We start from the raw sequence: 12,897 nt of genomic DNA, 5'->3' as shown, positions 1-12,897 counted from the left end.
GATGCCTGATGTTTTCATTTCGTATAAGTGCGTGGTGGATCAGGAACCCGCCGCAGCGCTACAGCGCGGGCTCGAGCGCCTTGTCCGCCGCTGGTATCGGCCGCGGGCGCTGACGGTCTTCCGGGACTTGACCGATCTGCCTGCCGGGGCCGATCTGCCCGGCCAGATCGAGAAGGCGCTCGACGAGTCGAGGTTCCTTGTCGTGGTAGCATCGCCCGCCGCCGCCGAATCCTATTGGGTTTCCATGGAATTGGAGCGATGGCTGGCGCACCACCCGCCGGAGACCGTGCTCATCGCCCTCGCCGACGGCGAGCTGGCCTGGGACAAGAGTGCGGTCGATTTCGATTGGGCGAAGACCACGGCGATTCCGCGCACGTTGCAGGGCGTCTTCGCGCGCGAGCCTCGCTGGGTCGACATCAGACGCAGTCATGTGGACGTGTTGCGTCTGCGTGATCCGTTGTTCAAGGACGCGGTCGCGAGTCTGGCCGCTCGAATCCATGGCATCGAAAAGCGCGAGATCATTCGGGTCGATACCCGGCAGCACCAGTATGTGATGGCCGCGCTGGTGCTGCTGTTGGTCGCGGCGCTGACAGCAGCGACAGTCGCGTTCGCCCAACGCGAAATCGCGATCGCGCAGCGGGACGTAGCCAACGCCAGGAAAACTGTGACGGAGGCGGAGGCCGAGCTGGCCGGACTGCACGGAAACAGAGCACACAACGCCGTGCGGAAGCTGCTGCTGGTGAATCAACTGCGGCCCGAGGAAGCCGAGGGCGCCATGCTCAATGCCAGCGCCGACCTACTAGGGGTTCGAAAGATATTTCCCAGCAGCATCCTCGCGGCGGTCCCTATTCCGGGATCCGATGACATCGCCATGGCGATCGACAAGCGCGTCGAAGTATGGAATACGAAAACCTGGACGCGGGCAGGTCGTGTCGTCGATATCGGGTCACCTATCACCGGATTGGCGGTCAGCGCCGATGGATCTCGCCTTGCCACCACCACAGACGACAACAAGGTTCGTGTGTGGGATGTGGCGACACGGCGTCTGCGGGCGGAGTCGGAGAGCCTGGGCAAAGCGCTCGCTTCTGTTGTCTTTGTCGCCGATGGGTCGCAGGTGATCGCCGGGGGAAGCGGCGAGCAGCTCTACTTCTTGTACGTACCGTCCGTCGACACCGTGAGCCCGCGTTTGACCGAGGCTCGTGCGCCGGTCCCGTTGCCGAATTCGGCCAACATCGCGAGCCTGGATGTCAGTCGCGATGGCCGTGTCGTCGCCGGGACGTGGTCCGGTCTCATCTGGCTGGCACGCCTCGGTGATGTGGACGCGACGCTGCGCGTCAACGGCCATCGGGCGACCGGCCCGGTCGACGCGGTGAAATTCAATACCGATGGGACACGGGTCTATTCAGGCGGTGCCGAACAGGTTGTGCGTGCCTGGAGCGTCGGGCCCGGTCCCGACGGTGCCGATGTTCTTCGTGAAGAGCAGTACGGGCGAGGCCATTACGGGCCGATCTACTCGTTGCAGGTCGACAGGGAAGCATCCGGCCGGGAGCGAGTGGTGTCCGGTGGACACGACGGCAGTGTCCGGGTGTGGGACGGTGCGACGATGCTGCCGCTCGGTCCCGCCATGGCCGGCCACAAAGGGCGGTCCGCCGCGGTGTTTTCGAGCACCGGGCATGTGGTCTCGACAGGTTACGACGGCACGCTCCGACTGTGGAACAAGGACAACACACCGTATGAGGCCGTCTTGAAGCGCGCGGGCAACGAAGTGTTCGGTGTGGCGCTCAGCCCGGACAGCGCGCGTATCGCGCTGGGTGGGTGGGACGGGCATGTTCGAATCTCTACCACCGCGGACGCGAAACCGGCGGTGCCGAAACGCGCTCCGCGCGAACACCACAACGGCGCGATCCTCGGACTGGCGTACTCCCCGTCGGGTACTCGCGTCGTATCCGGTGGTGCCGACGGAAAATTGCGCATGTGGGACGGAGTTACCGCCGATGCGCTGCGAATACTGGAGACGTCGGGGGCGCCCATCCGCACGGTTGCGTTCCTCGATGAAAACAGAGTCGTGATCGGCACCGAAGCCGGCCGGATCGAAATATGGGATATTGCCCTCGGTGGTCTCGTCACGGCGCGAGACGCGTCCACAACACCGGTCACATCAATCGCGGTCGACCCGCGCGGGCGCACGCTGGTAAGCGGCAGCGCGGACGGAACATTCGCGGTGTGGGACACGAACGATCTGGGCCAGACCGTCGCGCCACGACGAGCCGACCCCGCGGCGGTCTTCGGCGTCACGATCAGCGACGACGGCAAGATAGCGACGGCGGGTGCCGACGGCGTTGTCCGGCTGTGGAGCGTCTCGGGCGGCGAGCCGGTCAAGACGATGTCAGGTCACGCAGGTGAGGTGCTGGCCGTACGGTTCTCGGCCGACGGGCAGCACATTTACTCCGGCGGCGCGGACAGCACGATTGTGCTGTGGGACGTGCAGTCGGGCAAGCAGGACGGTGGCGCATTCGGTCACTTGGGCCCGGTCCGATCGATCGCGGTCGCTGGTGACGGACGGATCGCGACCGCCCACGATGGTGTCGCGCACCTCTGGAACACCGCCGGCCGACGAGAGATCGCGCAGGTATTCGGCGTCGCGAACAGAGTGTGGTCGTTGGCGTTCGAGCCGGGTGGCGACCGGGTGGCGTCCGGCGGCGAGGACGCGGTGGTACGGATATGGCGGGCCGATCGGATCGAGGGCGACGGCGGGACGTGCCCTATCGACTGGGGCGCGGCCGCGCCCCAGTCCGATTGCCCCATCACCTTGGTTGGTCACAGCGCAACGATTTTCAGTGTGGCCTATAGCCGAGATGGTCGATACCTCGCGTCCGCGAGCGCGGACTGCACCGTCCTGATCTGGGACACCGCGTCGACGTATGCCAACAAACAGCCGATCGCGAAATTGCCGGTGTGCACCGATCATCCGGCCGACAACAACGATCACAATGTCACTTCCGTTGCCTTCGACGAGACCGGCGATCGGCTCGTGGTCGGCACATTCGACGGAAATGTCAGTCTCTGGAGCCGATCCGGCCAACGGATCACCCCCGACATCGACGTGGACACCGGCTCGAAACCACAAAGTCCGAATGGCTCGGTCTACGTGGCCGGGTTCCTGACGGACAATCGACGGGTTTTCGCCGGTGGCCTGGATGGGACGCTGCGGTTATGGGATCCCGAGACCGGTGATGTCCGTGTGGCGCTCCCGGGCGGCCAGTCGCCGATCAGTGCCGCCGCCCATTCCTCGTCGAGCGATCTGATGGCGGTCGGATACGAGAACGGCGAGCTCGTCCTCGGCCCGATAGACGGGCGCGCGCCGGAGCGGATTCGCGCTCACGGAAATCTCCCGATCACCAAGGTCTCCTTTGCCGCCCAGGGCCGATATCTGATCTCCACTGGGCAAGATGGCAAAGCGGTGATCTGGAAAACAAATGGCGCGGGCAAGCTGCAACAAGTCGGGCGAGTACTCGACGGTAGTTCCCTCCAGGCACAGAGTTTGGCCGTGGACGACAAAGGCGGCATCGTGGTCGGCTACCGCGATGGCGTCATCCGCGTGTGGCCATCGCCTAACTCGGTCAAAGCTCGGTTGTGCCAACTGCTTGTCGACGTCAGAGATTCCGCCGATTTCTGGACCACGGACACCACCTCGCTTCCGGAACCGGAGCAGGCCCCCTGCCCGATCACATCGTGACACACGCCGGAGCCACGACCACTATTACTCAGTGCCGGGATCCTCGACGTGCGCACTGTCCTTGGCCGCCACTGGCATCGATCGACTCTCGGCGGACTCCGTGGGCGGCATCGCGTCGATCAGATCGGGCGCACCACATGCGGTAGCGAGCCAGTTCGCGTAGGTGCGAAGGTCTTCGCGCAAACGTGCGAGCGCCTGCCGGAACTCCGCGTGTCGCGGCCACTGGCGTTCGTTCGTGACGGCACTGACGTCGGACGGACGCCGCGCCTCGACCTCGGACAACAACGGATGCCACGTCGTGAGGAACGGGCGCAACACGTAATTCAAGGTGGACACCGCGAGGTAGGCGAGATTGTATTCACCGTTCGGTTTGGGCTCGGCGATCGTTGGCCCGTAACGGCGCAGCACGTCACGGTGGATGCCGAAGAGCAGATGAATACTGGTGAGTGTTTCGCGGTCGACACCGCCGTCCTCGGCCAGCGGTACCAGCGCGACGCGAGTCACCAATTCGACATAAAGCTCCCAGGCTGCGGCACGTTCGGTTTCGTTGGGATGCCACGTGCCGTGCAGATCCATTCCAGGCGTGCGCAACTGGACACGGACCGTGGCGCGCTTCGCCTCGTGTAGCCGCTCCCACCAGCCGATGCTGCCCAGATCCGGTGCGAGAGTGATCTTCTTGCGCGCCGCGTACGCCAGACAGGCAGCGACGAACGATTCGACGGTGCGCCATTCCGGCAGCACCGCCTTGCCTTTGAGCAAATCGTAGAAGGTGGCCCGAGCGACCGCGTTCTGATCGAGTTGGACCTGCATCATGCCGGGCGTCGGTTTTCCGATCGCCTCGTGCAATGCGTTGAGCGCTGAGAGCAGATCCGGTCCGCTCTCGTTGTCCGAGTTTGTCATTACATCGCCTGCCTGTGCTCGTGATGGCTTGCGCCATGGTCGGCCGCGACCAGCCGCGCGGCCGCCACCGGAGCCGCGCGGGACTCCCGCGCCGCCGGCGGCGACCCTCATTCTTCCCCCGCCTCGACGCCCGCCCGCCAGCAAAACGGGTGATCGGCGTCGACCCGGATCCGGTCCCGACTCGCTCCGGACGCCGCGGCTGGCATGCCGATAGCTCGAGGCGAGCTGTCTGGGCGGTGTCTCGGATCCGGCGGCAGACCATCCGGAAACCTCGCTTGCCGAATCTTGTGGCAGCCGAAACAACAAGCCACACAAGGCCATTCGGTTACCGGGGCGACACCCATTCCGTCAGCGCACTTCCCGCGTCGGCGGCTGTCTCAGCTCGCTCCGGACCTGCCCGATCAGATCCGAGTCAAGGGATTGAACGCTATGTCGCACAACAAAAACCACAACATTCGCCGCACCGCTTCCGGGATCGCCCGCCGCTCCGCGCTGACCGCGGGCATGGCAGCGTGTCTCGTCGGGGCGACACTCGCCGTCGGCATCCAGGCGGCGAACGCGGGTCCGTCGACGCCGATCGTCGTTCTCGGCGCCGGAGTGACCGACCAGGGTGGTCCAGGAAACGTCAATCGGCTCCAGGCCGGACTCGGGCGGATCCAGGCGTCCGCGGCGCCGGTTATTGTCAGTGGGGGCAGAACGAATGCGAAGCTCAATGTCACGGAAGCTCGCGCGATGCGAAACTGGCTGCAGGCGCATGGCGTTGACGGGAGGCGGATAATCGAAGAGCCGACCGCAGGCAACACCGCACGGAACGCGGGGGAGACGGCTCGAATTCTGCGCGACAGCCGATGGGCTCCAGAAGTGGTTCTCGTTACCTCGGGATGTCACATGGGCAGGGCGGTCACCGAATTCGCGGCAGCAGGTGTGCGAGTCGTCGAAAAGGTGAACGCTCCCGGTGGGCCCTGCTGATCGTCGCTTCGCAAGCCCGAACGAGGACACCAGCCATCCGATGAGGACCATTGCCTGATCATCGATCGTCCGGGGCGGAGCGTCGGCTCCGTCCCGGACAACATTCACCGACCCGTCGCATCACCCAGGTAGAACACAACTTTCGGCCGGATATCCAAGGACTGCGCGCAGTCGCTGTCCTCGCTGTGGTCGCGTATCACTTCGACCTGCCAGGATTCGGTGGCGGGTTCGTCGGCGTGGACGTCTTCTTCGTCATCTCCGGCTTTCTGATCACCGGCCTGCTCTGGCGCGAACGCACCTCGACCGGCACGATCCAGCTACACCGCTTCTACGCCTCGCGCGCCCGCAGGCTGCTGCCGGCTGCGGTGACCGTGATCGTGGCGACCGCGGCCGCTGCCCGCCTGTTGTTGCCGCCGACCGAGACGCGCGTCGTGTTGGGCGATGCCATCGCGAGTGCACTGTATGTCGGCAATTACCGGTTGGCCGAGCGCGGATCGGACTATCTCGCCGCAGGCGCCGCGAACTCGCCGTTCATGCACTATTGGTCACTCGGGGCGGAAGAACAGTTCTATCTGCTGTGGCCGGTGCTGATGATCGCGACCGCGCTGTTTTCGCGACGCATCGCACCCAGACGAGGCGTAACCGACTACCTGATCGCTTTGGGGCTCATCGCGACAACATCATTCGTCACCTCACTGATCTGGACACAAACGCTGCCCACCTGGGCGTACTACTCGCTGGCCAGCCGCGCCTGGGAACTGTCGGCCGGCGGACTTGTCGCGTTGTCGATTCCGCTGTGGCGCAGGCTATCTGGACCGGCAGCCAGTACCCTCGGGTGGACTGGTCTGGTGTTGATCGCCTACGCTGGCACCCGTTTCGACAACGCTACCGCTTTTCCCGGCACAGCCGCGCTGATACCTGTCGTCGGCGCCACACTGGCGATCGGGGCCGGGTGCGCCGGCTCCGACCTCGGTGCCGGCCGTATCCTTTCCCTTCCCTGGTTGCAGGCGATCGGTCGCGGGTCCTACTCGTGGTATCTGTGGCACTGGCCGGTGTCGGTGCTCGCACCGCATCTGCTCGGCCACGCGCCAGGTCTGCTGGAACGGCTCGTCCTGGCGGCGGTGTCCGGTGGGCTGGCAGCGGCGACGTTGCGGCTGATCGAAAATCCGGTCCGGTTCGCGACTGCGCTGACGCGCTCACCTGCCCGCAGCCTTGCGCTCGGCGGCACCCTGACCTCGCTCGGCATATGCGTCCCCCTGATACTCGTGCTGGCCAGCCCACCAACTGTGGGAGCCGGCGCGGATGCCGAGGGCCTGGTCATCACCCAGCCGCCACGCACGGGCGCGGCGACCCCCACCGACCGATACGACGAAGCAGTGCGCGACGCCTTCGCCCAAGTGCGGGCAGCGGTCGCCGAGTCCGCCGATCGCAACGCGGTCCCGGCCAACCTCACACCTTCACTCACCGGGGCAGGCTCCGACAAGCCGTCCGTTTTCGTCAACGGATGCGTACGCTCCTGGCGCGAAACAGGACAACCCGAGTGCGTTTCCGGCGACACCGCCGCGACAACAACGGTGACTCTCGTCGGCGACTCTCATGCCGCGATGTGGCAACCCGCGTTCGAACTCATTGCGCCGCAACATAATTGGAAAATTGTCACCATGAGCAAGATAACCTGCCCGCTGCTGGACCTGCCGATCACAAGCCCCTATCTAGCGCGACGATATTCCGAATGCGAGCAATGGCGCGATCAGGTCTTCACTCGGCTGCACCAGCAACGACCCCAATTGATAGTACTCAGCATGTCGCGACGATACGGCGCCGACTTCGGTTTCACCGCCTACGATCAGTCCTGGCTGGACAGCCTGACTCGCACAGTGACGAAGTTGCGTGCCACAGGGGCTCGCGTGCTGGTACTCGGTCCCGTACCCGATCCGCACGGCATCGTTCCCGACTGCCTCTCAGCCCATCTCACCGACGCGACGACCTGCGCACCGTCACAGTCGGCCGCATACCCAGACGGCGGCATCGCGGCCGAAGCGCACGCCGCCGACGCCGGTACCGCACGCTATGCCGACCTCAGCCCCCTGTTCTGCACAACCACTCGCTGTCCGGTCATCGTCGGCAACAACCTCGTGTTCCGCGACGACAACCACCTGACAACCAGGCACACCCAAACCCTGGCACCCGCCATAGCAGCACTCACCGAACGCGCCCTCGCCGAGCCATAGACCAGATCCGCATCGACCCGGTTCGGCCGGACCGGTCGAACCGGGTCGATGCACGCTGCAGGGCTCCTTCGTACGTCTCGGCCTGAGCCTGGTTGCGCGCGTGCGCGACCCGCTCCACGAGCGTGACCGGACTCGGCCGGATCACTCGTATTGCGCCACCCGCACCGATCCGCCCGAGGTCCATGCGCGCTGCACGTGTTCCTCGATGACTGCGTCGGCGGGCGCGCGGGTGATGGCGACCCAGGTGTTGTTGACCGCGGCGTTACCCGAGAACGTATCGGTGAGTGAGGGGTCGTGGAGCAGGTTCACGTTGGCTCCTGGCAATGCGGCGGCGACCGTCCAGCCGACGCCGGGCTCGCGGTGGCCCCATCCGTGCGGGATGGCGACCGTGCCGGCGCGGATGTCGTCGCTGACTTCGAGGGGGACCACGATCGAACCGGTGGGTGAGGTGACGGTGACGGGTTCGCCGTGGGTGAGTCCGCGGTCGGTGGCGTCGTCGGGGTGCATGAGGGCGGTGCAGCGGTCGCGGCCCTTCACCATCGCGGGGACGTTGTGCAGCCAGGAGTTGTTGCTGCGCAAGTGGCGTCGGCCGATCAGTTTGAGGTCGTAGCCGTCGGCGGGTGTGGTGAGGGCGCTGCCGGCGCGGGCGTCGTCGAGCAGGGTGCGGGTGGCGGCGAGGAAGTCCTCGGGCGCCAGGTGAACCTTGTGGTCTTTCGTTCCGATCAACGCACGCAACCTCGGCAGCAACGGGCCGAGATCGATCCCACCGGCGGACGCACGCGCCTTCGCCACCGTGAGTCCCTTACGCCCACGCCGCAGCACTCCGTATGGACCGGTAGCCACGCCTGCCGTCGCCAACCGCACCGGACTGAATTGTTCGAACAACCCGTTGAGTGCCCGCCCGGTGAACCGGCGAACCGGCATCGGCACCATCTCGGTGATCAACCGCGCCATGATCTGCCAATCCTCGAGCCCGTCGGCCGGCGGATCGAACACGCGCGCGTCGTAACGCAGGTTGTTGCGCACGCTGAACACCGGGAACAGGATATTGACGTCCTCACGTTCCAGCGGCGAGATCGGCGGCAGGATGATGTCGGCGTGCCGGGTCGTCTCGGTGATGTACATGTCCACGGCGACATAGAAATCCAGCGAATCCAACGCCGCGCCGAGCCGCCCGCGCTGCGGAGTGGACAGCACCGGGTTGCCTGCGTAGGTGATCATCGCCCGGATCCGCCCGTCACCCTCGGTCAGGATCTCATCGGCCAGCACCGCGACCGGCAGCTCGGAACGGAACGACTTGTACGCGCCGGAGCGATCCGTCCACGCCCCGTAACCCATCGGCAGATACTTCGCGAACCGCGCGGCATCGATCGGCGGAGTCGCGAACATCTGCCCACCCGCGCGATCCAGATTCCCGGTGACCGCGTTGATCGTGTTCACCAGCCAATGCGTGAGCGTGCCCGTCACCTGCTGACACACCCCGATCCGCGCGTACAGAACCGCCGACGACGCCGCGGCATGGTCGCGCGCCAGCCCGCGAATGGTGTCGGCGTCGACTCCGGCGTGCGGCGCCATCTGCTCGGGTGTCGCCTCGGCGACCAGTTCGCGCAGCTGCTCCCATCCGGTGCACTGCGCACGAATCGCCTTCTCGTCACACAGGTTTTCGGCGACCAGGACGTGCAGCATCGCCAGCAGCAGATAGACGTCACCGCCAGGGCTCACCGCCACATGCTGATCGGCCAGCCGCGCCGTCTCGGTCCGGCGCGGATCGATGACCACGACCTGCCCGCCGCGGCCACGCACATCCTTGATGCGCTGCTTGGCATTGGGCATCGTGGTGATCGACCCGTTTGACACCGCCGGATTCGCGCCGAGAATCACCAGCCGATCGGTGCGATCGATATCGATGACCGGCATCAGCACATTCGACCCGAACATCCGCCACGCCACGAACTCCTGCGGGAACTGATCGATCGACGACGCGGAGAAGAAGTTCCGGGTCAGCAGTACCACGCGCAGCAGCGCCCCGTAGATCACCGAGGAACTGTGTGCCGCCGGGTTCCCCAGATACATGCCGATCGCACTCGGACCGTACGCGCTGCGCACCGCCCGTAACCGCTGCCCGATCTCCCGGAACGCCTCGTCCCACCCGATCGGCTCGAACCCGTCGCCGGCCCGTCGCATGGGCGTGCGCAACCGGTCCGGATCATGATGCAACCCACCCATCGCGGTCGCCTTCGGGCAGATATAGCCCTGCGACAGCACGTCATCCGGATTGCCTTCGATCCGCGTGACCTGCGCGTCCTCGACGGTGACCAGGATTCCGCAATGCGCCTCACACAGCGTGCACTGCCGGGCGATGGTGGTAGCACTCATCGGTTTTCACCTTCTGCCGGTTCGCTTGCTACACGCTACCAAGCAAACCGTAGGTACCACTATGTTCGCGGAGGGCGGGACGGTCACCATCGAGTCGAGGTCCGCACCCGCGGGCACGGGTGGGCAGTTACTGACCCAGCACCGCTAACACGCTGCGTGCCTGATGGTCGGCACCGAGTTGGTTGGGATGGAAGGGGACTGCCGGGCCGGGCGGGTTGCTCGACCACGGGATCAGGCCTTCGACCCAGCGGGTGCCGGGCGGCTGGCAGCCGTCGTGCCCGCCGCTGGTGGAGTAGGTGTCGACCAGTTCCACACCCGTTGCCTGGGCGATCCGCGCCAGCATCGCGTTGAGCTCGATCAGCTTGCGGCCCAGCCAGTCCGCGTCGGTGTCGGAGATCGGGACCGTCGGGAAGCAGCCGCGGCCGGTGCTGACTCCTTCGAAGTAGTCCAGCAGCAGGATCCGGGCGTGCGGCGAGCGGTCCCGAATTCCTCGGATCGACGCGGTCACGTTCGGTTCGGCGGCGGCGATGTTCAGCGACATCTGATCCACGCCGCCGACTACGAGACCGTCGACGCACGGCGCGGCCGACGCGTCCGCGGTCAGGCATCGTTGCACGACCGCGGCCAGTCCTGCGTCGTTGCCGCCGATCTCCAGCGTCACCAGATCGGTCGACGGGGTGAGGCGATCGAACTGCGGGGGATTGACCCCCAACGGAGTGTTCTGCGGACCGGCCAGGTTCTTCGTCATCGCACCACCACACGTCGCGTCCCGGAACACCGGAACCTGCAACGCGGCCGCCACCTGCTTGGCGTAACTACCCTGGCTCTGCGCGCATCCCAACGGCACGAAGTCGCCGGTCGCCTGAATCAGCGACGCGTCCGCGGCCCACGAATCACCCAGCGCCACATACTCACCGAACCCGGGCGCCGCGGATGCCACCGGCGCGGCCGTCAACGGCAACACAGTCAATGCCGCGCACGCGATCACAGCTCGGGACGTCTTCACAATGCCTCCACCAGCGAACCAAGCTGGACGTACGACCAGCGCTGATGAAACCTAACATCCACCCGCCACTCACGCGAGCAACCACGGCCACCACGGCGCTATACGATGCAGCCCATGCCACACCGCCGCTCCCGCCTCGTGGCCCTGTTCGGAGCGCTTCTCCTCACCACGACCGGCTGCATCGGCGCCGTCGACCGCGCCGACTTCGACAAAGTAGTGCAAGCCCGCGGCGGCGGACTCGTCTCCGCCCTGCCGGCCGCCGCCATCGACACCCTCCGGCAACGCCTCGGCGTATCCGACTTCCGCGTCGGCGTCATCATGCTCACCGCACCCGAAACCCGCACCACCCGCTGGGGAATGCTCGAACAACCACCCCAGGTCACCCGCTTCAGCAACGAGAACCCCGGCCTGTTCACCCAGGACTCCGCGGTACACCTGCGCATCCAGGTACCCACCCGCCCCGAACAACAAGACGACTACACCTACGCGAACCACACCCTGCACGACCCCAGACCGGTCCACGTGTCCGCCGCCGAGCACCCCGACACCGAAATGTTCGACGTCAGCGAGGTTTCCGGCCTGCTCCGGCTCGAGGAAATCCTCGACACCGCCCTCGCCCGGACCGCCGTGACGGACGGGCACGTCTCGGCGGTGATCGTCAGCCGCCTCGGCGACGCGATTCGGATCTCCGTCACCGTCACCTCACCGCGCACCACGATGGTCGCCGACTTCGACCGTGCCGGAACGTTTCTACGAATGGACCGAGTATGAGCGAGGAATATCGGTCCGACGGGATCGACGAGCATCGAGCCGACGACCACCCGCCCCGCCGGACCCGGAAGATCCTGGTGATGCTGGGCGTGATCCTGTTCAGCACCGCGATGCTCGGCACCGTGCTGCCTGTCGCCATCTGGCCCGGCGAGGCGAAACTGACCGCGCCGCTGTTCTGCCACGCGCCCTACACCGAGCCGATCGTCGTCTCCGACACCTTCCACGACTCCGACGGACAAAGCACCAACTTCTCGATGTACTGCGTCGGCGACCGCGGGCAGTACACCGAAGTCGGATTCCTGCGGCCGTGGCTCGCGCTGTGGGCGCTGCACAGCGCGGTCGTGATCGCCCTGGTGATCATGGGCGGCTTATGGGGGCGGTGGAAGCACACCCATGCCGACGAGCCGCAGCGACTTGCCGAATCTACCGAACTCTAGGAGTTTGCTACGCCGGGCCATCTGATGCCGCGGATAGTGCCTGGTTGATCACCGACGGGTCTACCGTAGGAGGCAGAACCATTGATCTCTCTCAGGAGGCTCGTCCGATGACGAGGAAAGTAGCCGACTGCCGCAAGTTCCCAAGCGAGACGAATTGCACGCTCACCATCTCCGGCGAAGAGGATGAAGTCGTGCAGGCCGCCAGCGAGCACGCCGTCTCGGTACACAAGCACGAGGATGGGCCAGAGTTGCGTGAGCAGGTCCGCCAATCGTTGGAAGACGAGAAAGTCGCGACCTGACGCAGGGGTTCAAACTACCCCATTAACGTCACAGTGACGTTTTATGGATGGGTTCCTGTGGTGCCGTCAAACCAGCGGGGGAGCAGTCCACCGCGCCAAGGGGCACGCAGACACAAGATCAACGGGACGTGGCAGTGGCGCTACTCGGTGAATCCCGCAGCCAGGTCCCGTT

At 65.7% G+C, this 12,897-nt stretch carries 9 protein-coding genes; 6 read left to right on the top strand and 3 right to left on the bottom strand.

Annotated elements, in window-relative coordinates:
• Window position 1: 1 nt before the first annotated feature.
• Window positions 2-3,736, top strand: coding sequence for a TIR domain-containing protein (locus F3087_RS09550; RefSeq protein WP_150401468.1), 3,735 nt, complete (start codon window positions 2-4; stop codon window positions 3,734-3,736).
• Window positions 3,737-3,760: 24 nt separating this feature from the next.
• Here F3087_RS09550 and F3087_RS45870 read toward each other — a convergent pair whose 3' ends face one another.
• Window positions 3,761-4,636, bottom strand: a complete 876-nt coding sequence (locus F3087_RS45870; protein WP_191093868.1) for a hypothetical protein — start codon at window positions 4,634-4,636, stop codon at window positions 3,761-3,763.
• A gap of 204 nt (window positions 4,637-4,840) precedes the next feature.
• Between F3087_RS45870 and F3087_RS47400 the strand changes: the two genes are divergently transcribed.
• Together F3087_RS47400 and F3087_RS09535 are read left to right on the top strand one after the other, a co-directional pair.
• Window positions 4,841-5,605 carry a YdcF family protein gene (locus tag F3087_RS47400; RefSeq protein ID WP_150401467.1) on the top strand — a complete coding sequence of 255 codons (765 nt, stop codon included), beginning with the start codon at window positions 4,841-4,843 and terminating at the stop codon, window positions 5,603-5,605.
• A 50-nt stretch (window positions 5,606-5,655) separates the two neighbouring features.
• Window positions 5,656-7,836, top strand: a complete 2,181-nt coding sequence (locus F3087_RS09535) for an acyltransferase family protein (RefSeq protein WP_396897541.1) — start codon at window positions 5,656-5,658, stop codon at window positions 7,834-7,836.
• Between the two features lie 141 nt (window positions 7,837-7,977).
• Here the strand turns inward: F3087_RS09535 and F3087_RS09530 are convergent, their stop codons facing one another.
• Entirely contained in the window at window positions 7,978-10,212 is a 2,235-nt protein-coding gene (locus F3087_RS09530; RefSeq protein ID WP_150401466.1) for a molybdopterin oxidoreductase family protein, read from the bottom strand.
• Between the two features lie 127 nt (window positions 10,213-10,339).
• The gene (locus F3087_RS09525; RefSeq protein WP_191093866.1) at window positions 10,340-11,218 is read right to left on the bottom strand and encodes an SGNH/GDSL hydrolase family protein; all 879 of its coding nucleotides are present in this window, start codon (window positions 11,216-11,218) and stop codon (window positions 10,340-10,342) included.
• Window positions 11,219-11,332: 114 nt separating this feature from the next.
• On the opposite strand from F3087_RS09525, the gene F3087_RS09520 reads away from it, so the two are divergent.
• From F3087_RS09520 to F3087_RS09510, 3 genes are all read left to right on the top strand, one after another.
• Window positions 11,333-11,989, top strand: coding sequence for a hypothetical protein (locus F3087_RS09520; RefSeq protein WP_150401464.1), 657 nt, complete (start codon window positions 11,333-11,335; stop codon window positions 11,987-11,989).
• Window positions 11,986-12,426, top strand: a complete 441-nt coding sequence (locus tag F3087_RS09515) for a hypothetical protein (RefSeq protein WP_150401463.1) — start codon at window positions 11,986-11,988, stop codon at window positions 12,424-12,426. Before F3087_RS09520 ends, F3087_RS09515 begins: the two co-directional genes overlap by 4 nt.
• Window positions 12,427-12,533: 107 nt before the next feature.
• Window positions 12,534-12,725, top strand: a complete 192-nt coding sequence (locus F3087_RS09510) for a DUF1059 domain-containing protein (protein WP_150401462.1) — start codon at window positions 12,534-12,536, stop codon at window positions 12,723-12,725.
• The last annotated feature ends 172 nt before the right edge of the window (window positions 12,726-12,897 follow it).

It is taken from the genome of Nocardia colli (genome assembly GCF_008704205.1).
Classification (GTDB): Bacteria; Actinomycetota; Actinomycetes; order Mycobacteriales; family Mycobacteriaceae; genus Nocardia; species Nocardia colli.
This window is presented reverse-complemented; position numbering and strand designations above follow the sequence as displayed.